The organism is Hydrogenophaga sp. (assembly GCF_048549895.1).
GTDB lineage: Bacteria > Pseudomonadota > Gammaproteobacteria > Burkholderiales > Burkholderiaceae_C > Hydrogenophaga.
In genome coordinates this window covers 18,272-39,669 of the sequence record NZ_JBLYYB010000078.1, presented here as the reverse complement: position 1 = coordinate 39,669, position 21,398 = coordinate 18,272, and the positions used below count along the sequence as shown (strand labels likewise).

At 67.5% G+C, this 21,398-nt stretch carries 18 protein-coding genes; 17 read left to right on the top strand and 1 reads right to left on the bottom strand.

What is annotated here, in order from left to right; translation table 11 throughout:
• Positions 1–32 precede the first annotated feature (32 nt).
• The 7 genes from acnB to ACN4F8_RS08185 all read left to right on the top strand — a co-directional run bounded on the left by acnB (position 33) and on the right by ACN4F8_RS08185 (position 8,890).
• Positions 33–2,636 (top strand): bifunctional aconitate hydratase 2/2-methylisocitrate dehydratase, encoded by a 2,604-nt coding sequence (acnB, locus tag ACN4F8_RS08215; RefSeq protein ID WP_419473116.1) that lies wholly within the window; start codon positions 33–35, stop codon positions 2,634–2,636.
• A gap of 106 nt (positions 2,637–2,742) precedes the next feature.
• Entirely contained in the window at positions 2,743–5,688 is a 2,946-nt protein-coding gene (locus ACN4F8_RS08210; RefSeq protein WP_419473217.1) for a monovalent cation/H+ antiporter subunit A, read from the top strand.
• Positions 5,688–6,044, top strand: a complete 357-nt coding sequence (locus tag ACN4F8_RS08205; RefSeq protein WP_419473115.1) for a Na+/H+ antiporter subunit C — start codon at positions 5,688–5,690, stop codon at positions 6,042–6,044. Before ACN4F8_RS08210 ends, ACN4F8_RS08205 begins: the two co-directional genes overlap by 1 nt.
• Positions 6,041–7,744, top strand: a complete 1,704-nt coding sequence (locus ACN4F8_RS08200; protein WP_419473114.1) for a monovalent cation/H+ antiporter subunit D — start codon at positions 6,041–6,043, stop codon at positions 7,742–7,744. The genes ACN4F8_RS08205 and ACN4F8_RS08200 overlap by 4 nt, the downstream gene beginning before the upstream one ends.
• The gene (locus ACN4F8_RS08195) at positions 7,741–8,232 is read left to right on the top strand and encodes a Na+/H+ antiporter subunit E (protein WP_419473113.1); all 492 of its coding nucleotides are present in this window, start codon (positions 7,741–7,743) and stop codon (positions 8,230–8,232) included. Before ACN4F8_RS08200 ends, ACN4F8_RS08195 begins: the two co-directional genes overlap by 4 nt.
• Positions 8,229–8,507, top strand: coding sequence for a K+/H+ antiporter subunit F (locus ACN4F8_RS08190; RefSeq protein ID WP_322316294.1), 279 nt, complete (start codon positions 8,229–8,231; stop codon positions 8,505–8,507). The genes ACN4F8_RS08195 and ACN4F8_RS08190 overlap by 4 nt, the downstream gene beginning before the upstream one ends.
• A complete protein-coding gene (locus tag ACN4F8_RS08185) occupies positions 8,504–8,890 on the top strand; it encodes a Na+/H+ antiporter subunit G (protein ID WP_419473112.1) in 387 nt (128 codons plus the stop codon). Before ACN4F8_RS08190 ends, ACN4F8_RS08185 begins: the two co-directional genes overlap by 4 nt.
• On the opposite strand, the gene ACN4F8_RS08180 is transcribed toward ACN4F8_RS08185, so the two are convergent.
• Positions 8,891–9,730: a helix-turn-helix domain-containing protein gene (locus ACN4F8_RS08180; RefSeq protein WP_419473111.1), complete on the bottom strand. Its 840-nt coding sequence runs from the start codon at positions 9,728–9,730 to the stop codon at positions 8,891–8,893.
• 26 nt (positions 9,731–9,756) lie between these two features.
• On the opposite strand from ACN4F8_RS08180, the gene ACN4F8_RS08175 reads away from it, so the two are divergent.
• From ACN4F8_RS08175 to ACN4F8_RS08130, 10 genes are all read left to right on the top strand, one after another.
• On the top strand, positions 9,757–10,260 hold the full coding sequence (locus ACN4F8_RS08175; RefSeq protein WP_419473110.1) for a hypothetical protein: 504 nt from the start codon (positions 9,757–9,759) through the stop codon (positions 10,258–10,260).
• 104 nt (positions 10,261–10,364) lie between these two features.
• Entirely contained in the window at positions 10,365–13,265 is a 2,901-nt protein-coding gene (locus tag ACN4F8_RS08170) for an aconitate hydratase (protein ID WP_419473109.1), read from the top strand.
• 52 nt (positions 13,266–13,317) lie between these two features.
• On the top strand, positions 13,318–14,241 hold the full coding sequence (locus tag ACN4F8_RS08165) for a S1C family serine protease (protein WP_419473108.1): 924 nt from the start codon (positions 13,318–13,320) through the stop codon (positions 14,239–14,241).
• A gap of 27 nt (positions 14,242–14,268) precedes the next feature.
• Positions 14,269–15,270, top strand: a complete 1,002-nt coding sequence (locus ACN4F8_RS08160; RefSeq protein ID WP_419473107.1) for an AAA family ATPase — start codon at positions 14,269–14,271, stop codon at positions 15,268–15,270.
• A 16-nt stretch (positions 15,271–15,286) separates the two neighbouring features.
• Positions 15,287–16,372: a DUF58 domain-containing protein gene (locus tag ACN4F8_RS08155; protein WP_419473106.1), complete on the top strand. Its 1,086-nt coding sequence runs from the start codon at positions 15,287–15,289 to the stop codon at positions 16,370–16,372.
• Between the two features lie 8 nt (positions 16,373–16,380).
• Positions 16,381–17,433, top strand: coding sequence for a VWA domain-containing protein (locus ACN4F8_RS08150; RefSeq protein WP_419473216.1), 1,053 nt, complete (start codon positions 16,381–16,383; stop codon positions 17,431–17,433).
• Between the two features lie 34 nt (positions 17,434–17,467).
• Positions 17,468–18,724, top strand: coding sequence for an FAD-dependent monooxygenase (locus tag ACN4F8_RS08145; protein ID WP_419473105.1), 1,257 nt, complete (start codon positions 17,468–17,470; stop codon positions 18,722–18,724).
• Positions 18,721–19,704, top strand: coding sequence for a Bug family tripartite tricarboxylate transporter substrate binding protein (locus tag ACN4F8_RS08140; RefSeq protein WP_419473104.1), 984 nt, complete (start codon positions 18,721–18,723; stop codon positions 19,702–19,704). Before ACN4F8_RS08145 ends, ACN4F8_RS08140 begins: the two co-directional genes overlap by 4 nt.
• A gap of 271 nt (positions 19,705–19,975) precedes the next feature.
• Positions 19,976–20,563 (top strand): DUF4255 domain-containing protein, encoded by a 588-nt coding sequence (locus ACN4F8_RS08135; RefSeq protein WP_419473103.1) that lies wholly within the window; start codon positions 19,976–19,978, stop codon positions 20,561–20,563.
• Positions 20,560–21,378, top strand: a complete 819-nt coding sequence (locus ACN4F8_RS08130; protein WP_419473102.1) for a hypothetical protein — start codon at positions 20,560–20,562, stop codon at positions 21,376–21,378. The genes ACN4F8_RS08135 and ACN4F8_RS08130 overlap by 4 nt, the downstream gene beginning before the upstream one ends.
• Positions 21,379–21,398: the final 20 nt, after the last annotated feature.

Below are 21,398 nucleotides of genomic sequence, written 5' to 3'. Positions count from 1 at the left end.
CCTCACGAATACCCTTCCCACTGGAGAACGCCATGTCCAACACCTTCCTCACCGACTACCGCGCCCACACCGCCGAGCGCGCGGCCCTGGGCATTCCGCCGCTGCCGCTGGATGCGAAGCAGGTCGCCGACCTGATTGAGTTGATCAAGGCGCCACCGGCCGGGGAAGACGCGTTCCTGATGGATCTGCTCACGCACCGCGTGCCACCGGGCGTGGACGATGCCGCCAAGGTCAAGGCCAGCTTCCTGGCGGCCGTGGCGCACGGCGACATCGCCGTGGCGCTGGTCTCCAAGGCCAAGGCCACCGAGCTGCTGGGCACCATGGTGGGTGGCTACAACGTGCACCCGCTGATCGACCTGCTCGACCAGGCCGATGTGGCGGCGGTGGCGGCCGAAGGCCTGAAGAAAACGCTCTTGATGTTCGACTTCTTCAACGACGTGGCCGCCAAGGCCAAAGCCGGCAACGCCAAGGCGAAGGAAGTGATCGAGAGCTGGGCCAACGCCGAGTGGTTCACCACCCGCCCCGAAGTGCCGAAGTCGATCACCGTGACCGTGTTCAAGGTGCCCGGCGAGACCAACACCGACGACCTGTCGCCCGCGCCCGACGCCTGGAGCCGCCCCGACATTCCGCTGCACTACCTGGCCATGCTGAAGAACACGCGCGAAGGCGCGGCCTTCAAGCCCGAAGAAGACGGCAAGCGCGGCCCGATGCAGTTCATTGAAGACCTGAAGAAAAAGGGTCACCTCGTGGCCTACGTGGGCGACGTGGTGGGCACCGGCTCCAGCCGCAAGTCGGCCACCAACTCGGTGATCTGGGCCACGGGCCAGGACATCCCGTTCGTGCCGAACAAGCGCTTCGGCGGTGTGACGCTGGGCGGCAAGATCGCGCCCATCTTCTTCAACACGCAGGAAGACTCGGGCTCGCTGCCGATCGAAGTGGACGTGTCCAAACTCGAGATGGGCGATGTCGTCGACGTGATGCCCTACGACGGCAAGATCGTTCGCAATGGCGAGACGGTGGTCGAGTTCAAGCTCAAGAGCGATGTGTTGTTCGACGAAGTGCGCGCCGGTGGCCGCATCAACCTGATCATTGGCCGCTCGCTCACCGCCAAGGCGCGCGAGTTCCTGGGCCTGGCAGCAAGCACGCTGTTCCGCTTGCCGACCACGCCCGTGGCCACCAAGGCCGGCTTCACGCTGGCGCAAAAAATGGTGGGCCGCGCGGTCGGCATGCCGGAAGGCCAGGGCGTTCGCCCGGGCACCTACTGCGAGCCCAAGATGACCACCGTGGGCAGCCAGGACACCACCGGCCCCATGACGCGCGACGAACTGAAAGACCTGGCCTGCCTCGGCTTCAGCGCCGACCTGGTGATGCAGTCCTTCTGCCACACCGCCGCCTACCCGAAACCCGTGGACGTGAAGACCCACCGCGAGCTGCCAGCTTTCATCAGCAACCGCGGCGGCGTGGCCCTGCGCCCGGGTGACGGCGTGATCCACAGCTGGCTCAACCGCCTGTTGCTGCCCGACACCGTGGGCACCGGCGGCGACTCGCACACCCGTTTCCCCATCGGCATCAGCTTCCCCGCCGGCTCCGGCCTGGTGGCGTTTGGCGCGGCCACCGGCGTGATGCCGTTGGACATGCCCGAGTCGGTGTTGGTGCGTTTCAAGGGCCAGATGCAGCCCGGCATCACGCTGCGCGATCTCGTGCACGCGATCCCGCTGTACGCGATTCGCGCCGGTCTGTTGACCGTGGCCAAGGCCGGCAAGAAGAACGTGTTCTCCGGCCGCATCCTGGAAATCGAAGGCCTGCCGGATTTGAAGGTGGAGCAGGCGTTTGAACTCTCCGACGCCTCGGCCGAACGCTCGGCCGCCGGTTGCACCGTGAAGCTCAACCCCGAGCCGATCAAGGAGTACCTCACCAGCAACGTGGTGCTGATGAAGAACATGATCGCCGACGGTTATGCCGACGCCCGCACGCTGGCGCGCCGCATCGAGAAGGTCGAAGCCTGGCTGGCCAACCCGAGCCTGCTGGAAGCCGACAAGGACGCCGAGTACGCCGCCGTGATCGAGATCGACCTGGCCGACCTCACCGAGCCCGTGCTGTGCTGCCCCAACGATCCGGACGACGCCAAGCTGCTCAGCGATGTGGCCGGTGCCAAGATCGACGAGGTGTTCATCGGTTCGTGCATGACCAACATCGGTCACTTCCGCGCGGCTTCCAAGCTGCTCGAAGGCAAGCGCGACATCCCGGTGAAGCTGTGGATCGCGCCGCCCACCAAGATGGACGCGGCCGAGCTGACCAAGGAAGGCCACTACGGCGTGTTCGGCACCGCCGGTGCGCGCACCGAAATGCCGGGCTGCTCGCTGTGCATGGGCAACCAGGCGCAGGTGCGCGAAGGCGCCACCGTGGTCTCCACCTCCACGCGCAACTTCCCCAACCGCCTGGGCAAGAACACCAACGTCTACCTGGCCTCGGCCGAGCTGGCGGCCATTGCGTCCAAGCTGGGTCGCATCCCGACCGTGGCCGAGTACCAGGCCGACATGGGCGTGATCAACAAGGACGGCAGCCAGATCTACAAGTACCTGAACTTTGACCAGATTTCGGAATACGCCGACGCGGCCAAAGGCGTCACCGCCTGAGCCGCAGCCCCTCCTTGAAGAAGCGGCCTGCGGGCCGCTTTTTTTTGGCCTCCGCCTTGCTCGGTGCCCTGCCATGCGCAGCCGATAGACTCAAAGCCACATGACCCTGCCGCTCTACAGCCTCGTCCTCTTGCCATTCGTGGGCAGCCTCGTTGCCGCCCTGCTGCCGTCGAACGCCCGAAACACCGAGTCCACACTGGCCGGTGCGATCGCTTTGTTCTGCGCCGTGCAGGCCGCGATGCTGTTTCCCGAGATGGCCGCCGGCGGTGTGGTGCGCGAAGAGATCGTGTGGTTGCCGTCGCTCGGTTTGAACCTGGTGTTCCGCATGGACGGGTTTGCCTGGATGTTCTCCCTGCTGGTGCTGGGCATTGGCGCGCTGGTGGTGCTGTACGCGCGTTACTACATGTCGCCCACCGATCCGGTGCCGCGCTTCTTCTCGCTGCTGCTGGCCTTCATGGGCTCCATGAGCGGTGTGGTGCTCTCGGGCAACCTGATCCAGCTGGTGCTGTTCTGGGAACTCACCAGCCTGTTCTCGTTTCTGCTCATCGGTTACTGGCACCACCGCAGCGACGCGCGGCGCGGCGCGCGCATGGCGCTCACCGTCACCGGCACCGGCGGCCTGTGCCTGCTCGCCGGCATGCTGGTGCTCGGCCACATCGTGGGCAGCTACGACCTCGACGTGGTGCTGCGCGCGGGCGACGTGATCCGTGCCCACCCGCTCTACAGCACGGCGCTGGTGCTGATCCTGCTCGGTGCATTGACCAAGAGCGCGCAGTTTCCGTTACATTTCTGGCTGCCACACGCCATGGCCGCGCCCACCCCGGTGTCGGCCTACCTGCACTCGGCCACCATGGTCAAGGCCGGGGTGTTTCTGCTGGCGCGGCTGTGGCCAGTGCTGGCCGGCACCGACGAGTGGTTCTGGCTCGTCACCGGCTCCGGCCTCATCACCTTGCTGATCGGCGGCTTCGCGGCCATCTTCCAGAAAGACCTCAAGAGCCTGCTGGCCTACTCGACCATTTCGCACCTGGGCCTCATCACCACGCTGCTCGGTCTGAACAGCCCGCTGGCCGCGGTGGCGGCGGTGTTCCACATCATCAACCACGCGACCTTCAAGGCCTCGCTGTTCATGGCCGTGGGCATCATCGACCACGAGACCGGCACGCGCGACATGCGCCGCTTGAGTGGCCTCTGGCGCTACATGCCCATCACCGCCACGCTCACCCTGGTGGCGGGCGCGGCCATGGCGGGTGTGCCGCTGCTCAACGGCTTCATCTCCAAGGAGATGTTTTTCACCGAGGCGGTGTTCGTGAACGCCGCGCCCTGGTTCGACACCCTCCTGCCGCTGGCCGCGGTGGTGGCGGGTGCCTTCAGCGTGGCGTATTCGCTGCGCTTCACCGTCAACGTGTTCTTCGGCCCCGACACCTGCCACGCGCTGCCGCGCACGCCCCACGAGCCGCCGCACTGGATGCGGGTGCCGGTCGAGCTGCTGGTGCTGGCCTGTTTGCTGGTGGGCGTGCTGCCGCAGTGGTCCATTCAGGCCATCCTGTCCACCGCGGCCACACCGGTGGTGGGTGGGCAACTGCCGGCGTTTGATCTGGCGGTGTGGCACGGCTTCAACCTGCCGCTGGTGATGAGCTTTGTGGCGCTGGCCGGTGGCATCGTGCTGTTTGCGCTGCTGCGCCAACCGATGCAGACCGGCCGCATCCGGCGCACGCCGGTGCTCGGCTGGGTGAGTGGCAAACGGGTGTTTGAAGGCACCTTGGCGTTCATCACCGCAGCCAGTCGACAGCTGCAGCGCAGGCTGGGCACGCGGCGCCTGCAGGCCCAGTTGCTGCTGTTGGTGTTGGTCACGGTGTTCGCCGCGTTCGTTTCGCTGCGCGGGGCCGGTGCGGGCACCTGGCTCGCGGGCGAGCGCAAGGTGCTGCCGTTCTCGCCCATGTTTGCGCTGCTCTGGCTGGTGGGCATCGGCAGCGCCATCGGCGCCACCTGGCAGGCCAAGTACCACCGACTCACCGCGCTGGCGCTCATGAGCGTGGCGGGTTTGGTCACAGTGGTCACCTTTGCCTGGTTCTCCGCGCCCGACCTGGCCTTGACCCAGCTCTCGGTGGAGGCGGTGACCACGGTGCTGATCCTGCTCGGCCTGCGCTGGTTGCCCAAACGCTCCGAGGCGGTGGACCGGCGTTTGCCGTTGCGCGTCCGCCTGCGCACCAGCACCCGGCGCGGGCGCGACCTGACCGTGGCGCTGGCGGCCGGTGGTGGCATGGCCGCGCTGTCGTACGCGGTCATGACGCGCGACTTCCCGCAGAGCATCTCCACCTTTTTCCTGGAGCGCGCCGTGCCCGAGGGTGGCGGCACCAACGTGGTCAACGTGATGCTGGTGGACTTTCGCGGCTTCGACACGTTGGGCGAGATCGCCGTGCTGGGCATCGTGGCGCTCACGGTGTACGCGCTGCTGCGCCGTTTCAGGCCCGCGCCCGAGAGCATGGACCTGCCGCCGCAACAGCGCGCCCTGCCCACCGACCTCGCGACCGATCTTGTGAACGCACAAACCGCCGCCGACACCGCCCACGGCTACCTGCTGGTGCCCGCGGTGCTGGTGCGCCTGCTGCTGCCGATCGCGGCCGTGATCGGGGTTTACCTTTTCATGCGCGGGCACAACGAGCCGGGCGGCGGCTTCGTGGCCGGGCTGGTGCTCTCCACCGCCTTCATCCTGCAGTACATCGTCTCGGGCACGCAGTGGGTCGAGGCCAACATCAGCCTGCGCCCCGTGCGCTGGATCGCCGCGGGCCTGCTGATGGCGACCTTCACCGGTCTGGGCGCACTCTTCTTCGGCTACCCCTTCCTCACCACGCACACCGCCCACCTCTCCCTCCCGCTGCTCGGCGAGATCCACGTGGCCAGCGCGCTGTTCTACGACATCGGCGTCTTCACCCTGGTGGTGGGCGCCACGCTGCTCATCCTCACGGCGCTGGGCCACCAGTCGGTGCGCGGCCACCGCCGCGTGAGCACCGACGCCCGCGATGCCGGCGGACAACACAAGGGAGACCTCTGATGGAAATCGTGCTGGCCCTGGCCATCGGTGTGCTCACCACCTGCGGCGTGTGGCTCATGCTGCGCCCGCGCACCTTCCAGGTGATCATGGGTCTGGCGCTGCTGGGCTACGGTGTGAACCTGTTCATCTTCAGCATGGGCCGGCTCTCGGTGGACAGCGAACCCATCATGGTGGCGGGATTTCCGCCCACCTTCGAGTTTTACGACGACCCGATGCCACAAGCCCTGGTGCTCACCGCCATCGTGATCGGCTTCGCCATGACCGCGCTGTTCCTGGTGGTCATGCTGGCGCAGCGGGGCTTCTCCGGCAACGACCATGTGGACGGCGAGGAGAAAGCTCGGGAGGTTGGCGAATGAGGGAGCTGGCCCAGGCCCTGATGCCACACCTGATGGTCGCACCCGTGCTGCTGCCGCTGCTGGCAGCGTGCCTGCTCATGCTGGTGAGCGAGCGCCGCCACCGCACCAAGGCCACGCTCGGTCTGCTGGCCACCGCCGCCAACCTGGTGGTGGCCGTGCTGCTGGTGTTCTGGGTCAAGGCTGAAGACGGACCGAGCGCCTTCGGCATTTACCTGCCGTCCAACTGGGACGTGCCCTACGGCATCGCGCTCGTGCTCGACCGGCTCTCGGCCCTGATGCTGGTGATGACCGCGCTGGTGGCCTTGATGGCCTTGTTGTTTGCGCTGGCGCGCTGGCACAAGGCGGGGGCGCATTTCCACCCGCTGTTCCAGATCCAGATCATGGGTTTGAACGGCGCCTTCCTCACCGGCGACCTGTTCAACCTGTTCGTGTTCTTCGAGGTCATGCTCGCCGCGTCTTACGGTTTGCTCTTGCACGGCTCCGGGCCGGCGCGGGTGAAAGCCGGCCTGCACTACATCGCCATCAACCTCGCCGCATCGTCGTTGTTCCTCGTGGGTGCGGCGCTCATCTACGGCATCTCCGGCACGCTCAACATGGCCGACCTGGCCGCGCGCATGGCCGAGGTGGCGGACGCCGACCGCGCCTTGCTGCACGCGGGCTGCGCCATCCTGGGTGTGGCTTTTCTGGCCAAGGCGGCCATGTGGCCACTGAACTTCTGGCTGGTGCCGGCGTATGCGAGCGCGAGCGCGCCGTCGGCGGCGGTGTTCGCCTTGCTCACCAAGGTGGGTGTGTATGTGTTGCTGCGCTTGTCGACGCTGCTGTTTTCCGACGACGCGGGCGACTCGGCCGGCTTCGGCAGCCAGTGGTTGTTGTGGGGCGGCCTGGCCACGCTGACCTTGGGTGCCATCGGCATGATGTCTGCGCAGCGCCCGGCGCGTTTGGCCGGGTTCGCGGTCATCGTTTCGTCGGGCACGCTCATGGCGGTGTTCGGGCTGGCGCGGCCCGAGGTCACCGCAGGCGCGCTGTACTACCTGCCGGTGTCCACCTTCGCGGTGGCGGCGTTTTTCCTGCTCACCGAGCTCATGGACCGCTCACGGCAATCGGAGGGCATGCGCGAGCAAGCACCCGAAGACGAAGAAGACCACCTGCCGTTTTCCATGGCCGAGCTGGAACTGGCGCAGGGCACCAACCTCGACGAGGACGAAGTGCCGCTGGTGGGGCGCGCCATTCCCGCCGCCACCGCGTTGCTGGGCCTGGCCTTCATCTGCTGCACGCTGCTGCTCGCGGGCCTGCCGCCGTTCTCCGGCTTCATCGGCAAGTTCGCCATGCTCTCCACGCTGCTGGACGCGCCCGGTGGCACCGTGGCGCCGGTGAGCTGGTTGCTCCTGGGCGCCATCATCAGCTCGGGCCTGCTGGCCCTGCTGGCGTTGACGCGCACCGGCATGCGTTTCTTCTGGGCGCCGGTGGACCGCCCAGCGCCGGTGCTGCGCGTGGTGGAGTACCTGCCCATTGCCTTGCTGATCGCGCTGTGTGTGCTCTTCACCGTGCGCGCCGAAGCGGTGATGCGCTACACCAGCGCCACGGCCGCCGCGCTCTACCAACCCCGCCTCTACATCGACGCGGTGATGAGCGCCCGACCCTTGCCCACGCCCACCAACGCCGATCGGCTGGGCGTGCCCGTGCCGGGAGGTGTGAAGTGATGCGCCGCCTGTTCCCCTCGCCCTTGCTTTCGCTGGCGCTGGTGGCCTTGTGGCTGCTGCTCAACAACTCGCTCGGCCTGGGCCAGTGGTTGATGGCGCTGCTGCTGGGCTGGCTGGTGCCCTGGCTCACGCATTCGCTGCGGCCCACGCCGGTGCGCTTCAGCCACCCGCTGGTGGCGCTGCGCTTGTTCTTTCAGGTCGGGCGCGACGTGCTGGTGTGGAACTGGCGCGTGCTGCTGGGCACGGTGGCACCTGCGGGCAAGGTGCCGCAAGGCGGTTTTGTGGTGGTGCCGCTGGACCTGCGCGACCCCAATGGTCTGGCCGTGCTGGCCGCCATCATGTGTGTGATTCCCGGCACCATCTGGTCCGAGCTCGCGCTGGACCGCAGTGCCCTGCTGGTCCACATGTTCGACATGGACGACGCGCAGGCCGAGATCGACCTGATCAAACACCGCTACGAGCGGCCGTTGATGGAGATATTCGAATGACCCCGCTGCTGTTCGGCGCCATCGTGTTTGCTCAGGCCTGTTTTGCCCTGGCCATGGGCCTGGCGCTGGTGCGCCTGCTGCGTGGCCCCTCGGCGCAAGACCGGGTGCTCGCCATGGACCTGATCTGCACCCTGGCCATGCTCATGATGATGGTGCTGGCCATCCGCTACCGCAGCTCCATGTACTTCGAGGCCGCGCTGCTGATCGCCGTGTTCGGCTTCATCGGCTCGGCCGCCATGGCCAAGTTTTTGCTGCGTGGCGAGGTGATCGAATGAGCGGCAACCTGGCCTGGTGGATCGAGATTCCGGTGGCGCTGCTGCTGGTGCTCAGCGGTCTGTTTGCGCTGGCCGCGGGCGTGGGCGTGGTGCGCTTCAAGACTTTTTTTCAACGCATGCACCCGCCCGCGCTGGCCTACAGCTTCGCCGCCTGGTGCGTCACGCTGGCCAGCATCGTGTACTTCTCGGCGCAGGACGACAAGCTCGCGCTGCGCAGCTGGCTCATCATCATTTTTCTGGCGCTCACGGTGCCGGTCACCACCATCCTGCTGGCGCGCACCGAGCTGTTTCGCCGCCGCACGGCCAGCGGTGACCGGGGTGACATCCCACCCGGCTTGAACCACGACTCGGCTGCGCCGGTGTCCACCGACGACAAGCGCTGATCAGTCGGTTGTGGAGGCCAGCAGCCCGCGCAGCGCGGTCGCCGTGGCCTCATCCGCTGGAAAAAACGTTTCCATCGCCAGCTCCTGCAGCGTGATGTCCACCGGCGAGCCGAACACGGTGGTGGTGCTCACGAGCTGCAGCACACCGTGGGGTGTGTGGAACTGGAACGGCATCAGCACACCGGGGTGTTCGCCCGGCAATTCCACGGCACCAGACCCCGACGCATCGGGGTAGCCCTTGAGCTCTTCCAGCAGCGCGACCAGCACCGCGTCGCCGGTGGCGCGGATCTGCTGGCGCAGCCGCTCGAACAGGTGCTCGCGCCACTGCCGCAGGTTGGCGATGCGCGGCGCCAGGCCTTGCGGGTGCAGGCTCAGGCGCAACACGTTCACGGCGCCTTGCAGCAGCTCGGGCGCAGCACCCGCCGTGAGCAAGGGCACCAGGCGGTTGTACATCACCAGGTTCCAGTGGCGGTCCATGGCCAGCGCGGGCCAGGGCTCGTGGCATTCGAGGATGCGCTGCACGGCGGCGCGCGCTGAAGCCATGCCGGGGTCGTCCAGCGGCCGCGCGCGGTACATGGGTGCAAAGCCGGCGGCCACCAGCCAGGCGTTGCGCTCGCGCAGTGGCACATCGAGCCGCTCCACCAGGCGCAGCACCATTTCGCGGCTCGGGCTGGCTCGCCCGGTCTCCACGCAGCTCAGGTGGCGCGTGGACACCTCGGCCACGTGGGCCAGGTCCATCTGGCTGAAGCGCCGCCGCTGGCGCCAGTGGCGCAGGTGTTCACCAAACGAGGTGGGTGGGGCGCTGCGGTGTGGGAGGGCGGGGGTGTCCATGGACCGCATGTTAGGGCGAGCGGGGCAAGGCTTCCATGACCTCCGAGGTCATCGACGGTCTGCACGCCGCGGCCCACGATCAAGGCCTCATCAACACCGCCAGGAGTGCTTCCATGTCCCTCACCGCCCAACTTTCATCCACCACCGTGCTGCGCCGCGTGCTCGCGTTCGACGCTGTGTCGGGCGCCGGCACCGGCGCGCTGCACCTGTTGCTGGCACCGCTGCTGTCCACCTGGCTTGGCCTGCCCGAGGCGCTGTTGCAGGCCTCGGGTGTGGCGATCTTCGCGTTCGTGTTGCTGGCCGGCTGGCTGGCGCTGCAGTCTTCGCCGCCACGCGTTCCGCTGATGACGATCGTGTTGCTCAACGCCGCCTGGGCGCTCGCCTGCCTGTGGCTGGCGTTCGGTGGTGCGGTCAGCCCCACGCCGCTGGGTCTGACCTATCTGTTGGTGCAGACGGTCGTGGTGTTCGCTCTGGCCGAACTGGAGTGGATCGGGTGGCGCGGGCTCGCCAGCAGCGACAAGGTTCGGTTCGCGGCTTGAGATGGGCCGGCGACTTGGGCGTTGTGAAGAATCACTGCTGTCAGCACGGACACCCCACCTGCTGACAGAATGGTTTGGTCATTCAATCGCCCTCTGGAGTCGCCATGTCCGCCACCGCTCGCTACGCGCACCCCTTCGCCAACACCGTCAAGACCTTCAAGACCGCTTCGGGCAAGAGTGGGCGTTTCTATTCGCTGCCGGCGCTCGCCAGACAATTCCCCGCGATCCAACGCCTGCCGGTGTCGCTGCGCATCGTGCTGGAGAGCGTGCTGCGTCACTGCGACGGCGAACGCGTGATGCCCGAACACGTGGCCCAGCTCGCGCAATGGAACCCCAATGGCGAGCGCACGCAGGAGATCCCGTTCACCGTGGCGCGTGTGGTCTTGCAAGACTTCACCGGTGTGCCGCTGCTGGCCGATCTGGCGGCCATGCGCAGCGTGGCCGAGCGCCTGGGCAAAGACCCGAAAAAAATCGAACCGCTGGTGCCGGTGGACCTGGTGGTGGACCACTCGGTGATGGTGGACCACTACGGCACCAGGAGCGCGCTCGACCTCAACATGAAACTCGAATTCCAGCGCAACAACGAGCGCTACCAGTTCATGAAGTGGGGCATGCAGGCGTTTGACACCTTTGGCGTGGTGCCCCCTGGCTTCGGCATCGTGCACCAGGTGAACCTGGAGTACCTGGCGCGCGGCGTGCACATGAACGGTGGCCTGTACTACCCCGACACGCTGGTGGGCACCGACAGCCACACCACCATGATCAACGGCATCGGTGTGGTGGGCTGGGGTGTGGGCGGCATCGAGGCCGAGGCCGCGATGCTGGGCCAGCCGGTGTATTTCCTCATGCCCGACGTGGTGGGCTTCGAGCTCACCGGGCGCCTGCGCGAAGGTGTGACCGCGACCGACCTGGTGCTCACCGTCACCGAGATCCTGCGGAGCCACAAGGTGGTGGGCAAGTTCGTTGAATTTTTCGGCGAGGGCACCGCCTCGCTCGCCTTGCCCGACCGCGCCACCATCGCCAACATGGCGCCCGAGTACGGCGCCACCATGGGCTTCTTTCCGGTCGATGGAAAGACGCTGGATTACTTTCGCGGCACCGGCCGCAGCAAGGCGGAGATCGAGGCCTTCGAGGCTTACTTCCGCGCGCAGGGCATCTTCGGTGTGCCGGGCGCGCCAGGTGCGTCCATCAAGGCCGGCGAGATCGACTATTCACAGGTGGTCACGCTGGATCTGGGCAAAGTGACGCCCAGCCTGGCCGGCCCCAAGCGCCCCCAAGACCGCATCGAGCTGGGCAACGTGGCCAGCCAGTTTGCCGCGCTGTTCAGCAAGCCCAATGCGCAGAACGGCTTCAACCGCCCGGCCGCCTTGCTGCACACGCGCCACCAGCCGCACTCGGCCGACGAGATCGACGCGGCGCCCCCCGCCAAACCCCAAGCCACTGTGCCGGGTGCACCGCGTTTTGTGGCCGAGATGGAGTCCAACAAACCCGCGATGCTCACCGCCGAAGCTGCCCCTGCGGCTCTGAGCAAAGGCAGCAAGCTGAGCATCGGCAACGGTGATGTGCTGATCGCCGCCATCACCAGCTGCACCAACACCTCCAACCCCGGCGTGCTGCTGGCCGCCGGCCTGCTGGCCAAGAAGGCGGTGGAGGCGGGTCTGAAGGTCAAGCCGCACATCAAGACGTCTCTGGCCCCCGGCTCGCGCATCGTCACCGAGTACCTCACCCAGACCGGCCTGATGCCCTACCTGGAGAAGCTCGGTTTCTCGCTCGCGGGTTACGGCTGCACCACCTGCATCGGCAACGCGGGCGATCTCACGCCCGAGCTCAACGAGGTCATCACCAGCAACGACCTGATCTGCGCCGCTGTGCTTTCGGGCAACCGCAACTTCGAGGCGCGCATCCACCCCAACCTCAAGGCCAACTTTCTGGCGAGCCCGCCGCTGGTGGTGGCGTATGCGATCGCCGGCAACGTGATGATCGACCTCATGACCGAGCCGCTGGGCAAAGGCAAGGGCGGCAAACCGGTGTACCTGGGCGACATCTGGCCCACCAGCGACGAGATCTACGACCTGATGAAGTTCGCCATGAACGGACGCGCCTACCGCGAGAACTACGCGCGCGTGAAGGCCGAGCCCGGCAAGCTGTGGGAGCGCATCAAGGGTGTGAGCGGCAACGCCTACACCTGGCCCGAGAGCTCCTACATCGCCGAGCCGCCGTTTTTTGAATCGTTCGAACTCGCCTTGCCCGCTGCCACCGAGCCGCCTGCGGTGCGCGGTGCGCGCGTCATGGCGCTGTTTGGCGACTCCATCACCACCGACCACATTTCGCCCGCCGGCAACATCGCCGAGAACTCGCCGGCCGGCCAGTGGCTGCTGGCGCGTGGCGTGCTCAAGGCCGACTTCAACAGCTACGGCGCGCGCCGCGGCCACCACGAGGTGATGATGCGCGGGACGTTTGCCAACGTGCGCATCAAGAACCTCATGCTCGCCGCCGGTGCCGACGGCTCGCGCGAGGAGGGCGGCTGGACGGTGTACCAGCGGGAAGGCGTGGGCCATGGCCAGAAGATGAGCATCTTCGACGCCGCCATGCGCTACCAGGCCGCGAACATTCCCACGGTGGTCTTTGCCGGTGAGGAATACGGCACCGGCTCCAGCCGCGACTGGGCCGCCAAGGGCACGCAGCTGCTGGGCATCAAGGCGGTGGTGGCGCGCAGCTTCGAGCGCATCCACCGCTCCAACCTGGTGGGCATGGGTGTGCTGCCGCTGCAGTTCAAGGCGGGTGAGTCGTGGGAGAGCCTGGGCTTGCGTGGTGACGAAACCATCGACGTGTTGCCGCATCCGGACCTCACGCCCCAAAGTGATGCGCAACTGGTGATCACCCGCGCCGATGGGTCCGTCAAGACCGTTACCGTGACCCTGCGCATCGACACACCGGTGGAGGTGAACTATTACCGCGAGGGTGGAATCCTCCCCTATGTGCTCAGGCAATTGTTGAGCGCTTGAGCCGGATGCCGCAAAACGGCATGATGTGTTTTCCGCCGCACCAGGAGCCGCCATGCGAAAGCCTGCCTTGTACAGCCCCTCTCACCGAGCCGGGCCGCCACAGGCAGACGCGCGTGCCCTCCCGGCGGTTGAGGCATCAGCGGTTCCCGCGCCTGCAGGCCGCTTTCGCCGCTTGCGCCAGGCCAGCGCACGGGCCGCCTCCAGCCCGCGCGTGATGTGGTCGGCGATGGTGCTGATCGCTGCGCTGCTGGCGGCCAGTGTGTGGCAAGGCGGCGTGGGTGGAGCCAAGGCGCTCACGCAGAAAGACATCGACGCGGCCGTGCTGCGCACCCTCACCACCCAGAACCTGCCCTCGCGCGCGGCCCGCGCCGCCGAGAAGATCCGGCCTGCGGTGGTGCGCGTCGTGTCCTATGGCAAAAATGGCGAAGGCAAGGAGGTGGAGCAGGGCGTGGGCACCGGTGTCGTGATCACCGACAAGGGCATCATCCTGACCAACCTGCACGTGGTGCAGACCGCGCTGAGCATCAAGGTGGTGTACGCCGACGGCGCCGAGTCGCCGGCCACCGTGACCGGCGCGCAGCCACAAAACGACCTGGCCGTGCTGCAGGCGCAGATCATTCCCGACGACCTCATCGCCGCCACCATGCGCTCCACCAACGACCTCGTGCCCGGTGAAGACGTGGTGGCGGTGGGCTTTCCTTTCGGCATCGGTCCCTCGGTGTCCTCGGGCGTCATCTCGGGCTTCGACCGTGCCTTCAAGTCGCCCGAAGGCGTGCAGGAAATCGGCAACCTGATCCAGTTCGACGCGGCGGCCAACCCCGGCAATTCGGGCGGCCCGCTGGTCACCATGGACGGTGAGGTCATCGGCATCGTCACCGGCATCCTCAACCCCACCAGCCACCGCACCTTTGTCGGCATCGGTTTTGCAGTGCCCATCGAGAGCGCTGCATCCGCCGCCGGCTTGCCACCCTTCTGAATTTTTTTCACCGTCACAGGAGCTTCCATGGACCAGAACGCCGCCCCCGAGACCGCCCAGCTCATGGAGCAGATCCTGTACGAAGTGAAACGCGTGGTGGTCGGCCAGGACCGTTTTCTGGAGCGTGTGATGGTGGCCATGCTGGCCCAGGGCCACCTGCTGGTGGAGGGTGTGCCGGGTCTGGCCAAGACGCTCACGGTGAAGACCCTGGCCAATGTGGTGCAAGGGCAGTTCAAGCGCATCCAGTTCACGCCCGATCTGGTGCCCGCCGATCTGGTGGGAACGCGCATCTACAACCAGAAGACCGGCGACTTCAGCACCTCGCTGGGCCCGGTGTTTGCCAACCTGCTGCTGGCCGACGAGATCAACCGCGCGCCGGCCAAGGTGCAGAGCGCGCTGCTGGAAGTGATGCAGGAGCGCCAGGTCACGATTGCCGGCGAGTCGCACAAGGTGCCCAGCCCGTTTCTGGTGATGGCCACGCAGAACCCGATCGAGACCGAAGGCACCTACCCGTTGCCCGAGGCGCAGGTCGACCGTTTCATGATGAAGGTGCTGGTGGACTACCCCAGCGACGAAGAGGAGTACGTGATCGTCGAGCGCGTCACCGGCCCGGCCGTGCAGGTCAATGCCGTGGCCACCACGGACCAGCTCGCGGTGCTGCAGGCGCAGTGCCGCCAGGTGTATGTGGACCCCTCGCTGGTGCAGTACGCGGTGAAGCTGGTGTCGGCCACGCGCACGCCCGAGAAGCACGGCCTCAAGGACCTCGCGCGCTTCATCACCTTTGGCGCCAGCCCGCGCGCCACCATCGGCCTGGTGGAAGGCGCCCGCGCGCTGGCCATGCTGCGTGGGCGCAGTTATGCGTTGCCCGAAGACATGACCGATCTCGTGCCCGACGTGTTGCGCCACCGCGTGGTGCTGTCGTACGAAGGTTTGTCCGAAGGCCTCACGTCCGAGTCGCTGATCGCCAAGATCATGAAACAGATCGCGCCACCAGCCCGCCCGCTCGAACACGAAAAGCGCGCCGCCTGAACACACGGGTCACAGCATGTTCTTCAAACGCCTGTTCGGATCCGATCGCGGCGCTGCCGATGCGCCGGCCAAGGCCGCAGGCATCGCGCTGGCCACACCGGTGACGCTGCGGGCCGACGCCCTGCTGCGCCGGTTGGAGTGGACCGTGCTGCGCAAGCTCGACGGCCTGCTGCAAGGCGACTACAAAACGCTCATGCGCGGCTCGGGCCTCGATCTGGCCGACCTGCGCGAATACCAGCTGCACGACGACGTGCGCCACATCGACTGGAACGTCACCGCGCGGCTGCAGCAGCCGCATGTGCGCGTGTTCACCGAAGACCGCGAGATGGCCGCCTGGTTCCTGCTCGACCTCAGCCCCTCGGTGGACTTTGGCTCGGGCAACCAGCGCAAGAGCCAGGTGTTGCTCGACTTCACCGCCGTGCTCGCGCGCCTGATCGGGCGCCACGGCAACCGCGTGGGCGCGGTGCTCTACGGCTCACGCGGGCAACCGGTGGTGGACGCGGTGCTGCCCGCGCGCGGCGGCCGCACGCAGGTGCTGCGCCTGATGCAGATGGTGTTGCAGCCGCCGAAGAAAGACGCGAGCGTCAAGGACGGCGTGACCCAACTCTCCGACCTGCTCAAGGCCGCCGTGCACACGGTGCGCCAGCGCGCCACCGTGTTCGTGGTGTCCGACTTCATCAGCGAACCCGGTTGGGAAAAGCCGCTCGGTGAACTCGCGCGCCGCCACGATGTGGTGGCCGTGCGCCTGCTCGACCCGCTGGAGCTGGAGTTGCCCGACCTCGGCCTGATCCCCATTCGCGATGCCGAGACCGGCGAGCAGCTGATGGTGGACACGCACGACGCGGGCTTTCGGCAGCGCTTTGCGCGCATCGCCGCGCAACGCGAGGCGCAGCTGCGCGAGAGCCTGGCGCGCGCCGGGGTCGACACGCTGGAGCTCTCCACCGACGACGACCTGGCCGAAGCCGTGGTGCGCTTCATCGACCTGCGCAAGCGCCGCCTGCGCGCCGGCAAGCACGCGCAGGCCGGTCGCAGCATGCCGTCCCAGATGCCCAGCCGCGACCGCAGCAGCTTCGGCACTCCCCGTGAAGGAACACGACCATGAACATCCCTGTGACCTTCCTGTGGCCGCAGTTGCTCTGGCTGCTGCTGGCCCTGCCGCTGCTGGTGCTGCTGTACGTGTGGTTGTTGCGCCGGCGCAAGCAGGCGGCGGTGCGGTTTGCCAGCCTGGCCATCGTGCGCGAAGCCATGGGCAAAGGCCCGGGCTGGCGGCGCCACGTGCCGCCGGTGTTGCTGCTGCTGGCCATTGCCACCATGCTGCTGGCCTCGGCGCGGCCCATGGCGAGCATCGTACTGCCCTCGCAGGAGCAGACCATCATCCTGGCCATGGACGTGTCGGGCAGCATGCGCGCCGAAGACGTGCAGCCCAACCGGCTGGTCGCATCACAAAACGCCGCCAAGGCGTTTCTCGCCGAGCTGCCGCGCCATGTGAAGGTGGGCATCGTGGCCTTTGCCGGTTCGGCCCAGGTGGTGCAGCCCGTCACGCTCAGCCGCGAAGACCTGGTGACCGCGATTGACAAGTTCCAGTTGCAGCGCGCCACCGCCATCGGCAGCGCCATCGTGGTCTCCCTCTCCGAGCTGTTCCCCGGCCAGGGCTTCGACATCGGCGCCATGACCTACAACCGCAACAGCGATCCGTTTGCCCCGCAAGGGCGCGCCATCGACCAGCCCAAGACCGAGCCCAAGGCCTTTGTGCCGGTGGCCCCGGGCTCCTACGGCTCGGCCGCCATCATCCTGCTCACCGACGGCCAGCGCACCACCGGCGTGGACACCGCCGAGGCCGCCAAGATGGCCGCCGACCGAGGTGTGCGCGTGTACACCGTGGGCGTGGGCACGGTGGATGGCGAGGTGATCGGGTTTGAGGGCTGGTCCATGCGCGTGCGGCTGGACGAGGACAGCCTGAAAGAAGTGGCCCGCACCACCCAGGCCGAGTACTTCTACGCCGGCACGGCCGACAACCTGAAGAAGGTCTACGAGACCCTGAGCTCGCGCCTGACGGTGGAGAAAAAAGAAACCGAAATCGCCGGCTTGCTCGCGCTGGTGGCGTCCATCCTCGCGCTGTTCGCGGCGGGGTTGTCGGTGTGGTGGTTCAACCGGATTTTGTGAGGGCGCCGCCGGCCTGCACCGGCACAATCCCCGCATGAACCAACAAGTGATCGTCGCCGGTGGGGGCATCGGCGGCCTGGCCAGCGCCCTGGCTCTGGCCAGGCAGGGTGTGCCGACCGTGCTGCTGGAGCAGGCGGCGGCGTTTGGCGAGGTGGGGGCGGGGCTGCAGCTGGGGCCCAACGCCACGCGGGTGCTGGCCGATTGGGGGTTGGGCGATGCATTGGAGGCCTGTGCCGCGTTCCCCGAGGTGCTGCGGGTGCGCGATGCCCACCGGGGCACCGGTCTTGGGCAGTTGCGCCTGGGGGCCATGGCGCTGGCGCGTTACGGCCAGCCTTACGCCACGCTGCACCGGGCCGATCTGCATGCGCTGCTGTTCGGTGCGGTGCAACGGCAGGAGCTCACCGAATGGCGCTTGAACACACGGCTGGCGTCGTTTGCAGAAACATCCGATGGCGTGAGCGCCTCGCTGGACGATGGCAGCACGCTGAGCGGTGGCGCGCTGCTGGGCTGCGACGGGCTGTGGAGCCGGGTGCGCTCGCAGTTGCTGGGTGCGCAGGGCGTGCGTGCCAGCGGTCATCTGGCTTACCGAGGCATGGTGCGCACGGGCGATCTGCCGCCTGCGCTGCGTGCCAACGACATCACCGCCTGGCTCGGGCCGCGCATGCACGTGGTGCACTACCCGGTGCGGAGTGGCGAGTGGATCAACGTGGTGGCGGTGGTGCACGGTGTGTTGGGCCAGGGCCATGGTGGCGAGCCGGGCTCGGACCCGCAGGCCTGGTCGCACGAAGCCCGTGCTGCCGATCTTCAGCGGGCCATCGGCCCGGCTTGCACCGAACTGCTGGCGATGATCGAAGCCGTGCAGGGCTGGACCTTGTGGGCACTGAACGACCGCCCGGCCATGGCCGGCGCCCACGAGCACGCGCAGGACCGGGTGGCGCTGCTGGGTGATGCGGCACATCCGCTGCGCCCCTACCTCGCGCAGGGCGCGGCGATGGCGATGGAAGACGCGTGGACGCTGGGCCGCGTGCATCAATACGCGAACCAAAAAAACGACTGGCCGTTGCTGCTCGCGGCGTTTGCCGACACGCGCTGGCAACGCAATGCGCAAGTGCAACAGCATTCGCAGCGCAACGGCCGCATCTTTCACGCCACCGGGCTGGTGCGCTGGGGGCGCGACACCGCCATGCGCCTGCTGGGCGAGCGCCTGCTGGACAACCCGTGGCTCTACAACGGCCCACCCGAGCCCGAACAACCACCGGACCCCTCGCCCCGCTCCAGGAGGGCAGCATGAACACGCACACCGGCCGCCGCTCGGCCCTGGCTGCTGCGGTGGCGCTGGCGGCCACCAGCGTGCTGCCGACTGCACAGGCGCGGGCTCAGACCGGTTGGCCCCGCCGCCCGCTCAGGATCGTCGTGGGTTTCCCCGGAGGGTCTTCGCCCGACCTCATGGCGCGCCTGCTGGCCGAGCCCCTGTCGCAGGCGCTGGGTCAACCGGTGGTCGTTGAAAACAGGCCCGGTGCGGGCGGCAACATCGCTGCGGCCCATGTGGCCCGCGCCACCGACGACCACACCATCGGGCTGATGATCAACGGCAACCTCACGATCGCGAAGATCCTCAACCCCGACACGCCCTACGACCCGCTGAAAGACCTCGCACCGGTGTCCTTGCTCGCGGTCGCGCCGCTCGTGCTGTGTGCGCCGGCGGGCAGCCCTGCTGGCGCTGCGTTCTTCGCGCAAGCCCGGGAGTCGGGTGCCCGCTGGAACCACGGCACGCCGGGTGTGGGCACCGTGGCGCACCTCGGCATGGAACTGCTCAGGCAGCGCGCCGGCATCGCACCCGTGCACGTGCCGTACTCCGGCAACCCGCAGGTGATCGCGGCCCTGTTGGCCAACCAGATCCAGATGGCGTTGCTGCCGCCGGGCCTTGCCATGGCACAGGTGCGCGCGGGCAAGCTCAATGCCATCGGCGTCACGTCGGCGGGGCGCAGCAGCCTGGTGCCCGAGCTGCCCAGCCTGGGCGAGGTGGGGGTGCCGAACCTTCAGCTGGAGATCTGGAACGCCGTGGCTGCGCCCAACGGCCTGCCCAGGGCACACGCGAACCGCCTGGCCACGCTGCTGGCCGGGATCGTGCGGCGCGACGACATCCGCCAGAAGATGTTTGCGCAAGGTTGGCAGGTGGTGGGCGCCTCGCCCGAGGGTCTGCGCCGTCGCATCGAAACCGACACCACCGCCATGACCGAGGTGATCCGGCGCAACAACATCAGGCCCTGAGCGGCCTGCCCCGGGGCGACCGACTCGGCCGATCCGCGCCGAATGTGTGCAGTTGTAAATCCATCTTTGAAAACGTAGTTGTTTGCGCGTCCTGAGCGAACAAGCGGTATAAAAACGTCAAATAAATCACACGTTAGTTGTAAAAAACTGACGATCAAGTGATCCATAAAGGTTCATTGCCATAACGGTTTGACGACTTCGGGAGGGGGTGACATGCATCGTTCACGGGGTTTCCTGCGCGCGTGGTCTCACGCATCTCGGGGGTGAATCCATGGCCAACGTGCTGGCGATGCATTCGGTCTGCAGCTCCATTGCGACCTTCCTGAACAACACCTACCCGGCGGCCACCAACGGCATGACCATGCCGGCCTGCGATTTCGAGGTGTTGTCGTCCCAGGAAATGACCAACACGCCCCCCGACGGCAACCGTGTGAGCCTCTTTCTCTACCGGGCCACCGTCAACGAACACAGCCGCCAGCAGCGGCCTTCGCGGGCGCCCAACGCACTGCCCGCACCCCTGCACCTGGACCTGCACATCCTCCTGTCGGCCTGGGGTGCGACCGCTCTGGACGAACACATCACCATGGCCTGGGCCATGCGGCAGTTGCACCTGCACCCCTTGCTCGACGCCTCGTCCCTCTCGCCCGAGCCCGCCTGGGATGCGGACGAAGTGATCCAGATCGTGCCGGCCGAGCTGTCCACCGAAGACATCATGCGCATCTGGGATGCGCTGGAGCCCTCGTACCGTCTCTCGGCTTCCTACATCGCGCGCACCGTGCGCCTGGACCCCGACGCCTTGCCCGAGGCCGTGCCGGTGGTGGCCAGCCGGTACACCTACGGCGCGGGGGTGGCCTCATGAGCCTGCTGCTCAACGCCACCGAGGTCGAACGTGTGGAGCGCCGCGTGCTCGGTGCCCTGCGCTGTGTGGACGCCACCACCGGCGCGCCGCTGGAGCAAACCCTTCGCGTGGAGGCGCCTGCCGGCGCGCGCATCCTGCGCAACCGCAGTGGCCTGCTGGTGATTCACGGCTGGCCGGCGCTGGTGCACCACACGGCCGCGTTTGCCAGCCCGCCGGGTGATGTCCCGGTGGGGTCGCTCACGCTGATGCTCACCGTGTCCGATCCGCTGGGCCACTACCTGCCACGGCTGGTGCGCGTTGCGCTCCCGCGCGACGCCGACCCGGCCAACGCCGCGCAGCCGGGTTCGCTGTTTCGCCCACTGACCGTGCCCATGTACCCCTCGGCCACAGGCCGGGTCGGCTCCAACTGGGCCTGCGTGAGCGTGAGCGTGTTCGAACCCGGCAGTGGCGATGCGCTGGGCGGCGTGCTGTTGCGCGTGGTGGCGGCGGGCGCGGTGCGCGCACTGGGTTTGTCTGACTGGCGCGGCGAAGCGCTGGTGCCGGTGGCGGGCATCCCCGTGACCACCTGGTCCAGCGAGCCGGGCGACGTGGTCGTCACACAGATTTCGGCCGAGCTGCAGGCCGTGGCCGATCCCGCCAGCGTCACCCGCACGCCGCAGTCCGTGCTGCAGGCGGGCCGCACGCCCCACGCCGTGCCGCTGGTGGACCCGGCGGCCATCGAAACAGCGCGCGCCGGCCTCCCGCAGGCCAGCGTGCTGGTCAACCTGGCGGCCGGTCGACCGCTGCATGTTTCCCTCGGGGTGGACCTGCCTTGAGGACCAACGCGATGTTCCCA

Coding starts and splice junctions, on each gene's coding strand:
- acnB (WP_419473116.1), top strand. CDS start 33: ATGTCCAACACCTTCCTCACCGACTACCGCGCCCACACCGCCGAGCGC.
- ACN4F8_RS08205 (WP_419473115.1), top strand. CDS start 5,688: ATGGAAATCGTGCTGGCCCTGGCCATCGGTGTGCTCACCACCTGCGGC.
- ACN4F8_RS08200 (WP_419473114.1), top strand. CDS start 6,041: ATGAGGGAGCTGGCCCAGGCCCTGATGCCACACCTGATGGTCGCACCC.
- ACN4F8_RS08190 (WP_322316294.1), top strand. CDS start 8,229: ATGACCCCGCTGCTGTTCGGCGCCATCGTGTTTGCTCAGGCCTGTTTT.
- ACN4F8_RS08185 (WP_419473112.1), top strand. CDS start 8,504: ATGAGCGGCAACCTGGCCTGGTGGATCGAGATTCCGGTGGCGCTGCTG.
- ACN4F8_RS08180 (WP_419473111.1), bottom strand. CDS start 9,730: ATGCGGTCCATGGACACCCCCGCCCTCCCACACCGCAGCGCCCCACCC.
- ACN4F8_RS08175 (WP_419473110.1), top strand. CDS start 9,757: ATGACCTCCGAGGTCATCGACGGTCTGCACGCCGCGGCCCACGATCAA.
- ACN4F8_RS08170 (WP_419473109.1), top strand. CDS start 10,365: ATGTCCGCCACCGCTCGCTACGCGCACCCCTTCGCCAACACCGTCAAG.
- ACN4F8_RS08165 (WP_419473108.1), top strand. CDS start 13,318: ATGCGAAAGCCTGCCTTGTACAGCCCCTCTCACCGAGCCGGGCCGCCA.
- ACN4F8_RS08160 (WP_419473107.1), top strand. CDS start 14,269: ATGGACCAGAACGCCGCCCCCGAGACCGCCCAGCTCATGGAGCAGATC.
- ACN4F8_RS08155 (WP_419473106.1), top strand. CDS start 15,287: ATGTTCTTCAAACGCCTGTTCGGATCCGATCGCGGCGCTGCCGATGCG.
- ACN4F8_RS08145 (WP_419473105.1), top strand. CDS start 17,468: ATGAACCAACAAGTGATCGTCGCCGGTGGGGGCATCGGCGGCCTGGCC.
- ACN4F8_RS08140 (WP_419473104.1), top strand. CDS start 18,721: ATGAACACGCACACCGGCCGCCGCTCGGCCCTGGCTGCTGCGGTGGCG.
- ACN4F8_RS08135 (WP_419473103.1), top strand. CDS start 19,976: ATGGCCAACGTGCTGGCGATGCATTCGGTCTGCAGCTCCATTGCGACC.
- ACN4F8_RS08130 (WP_419473102.1), top strand. CDS start 20,560: ATGAGCCTGCTGCTCAACGCCACCGAGGTCGAACGTGTGGAGCGCCGC.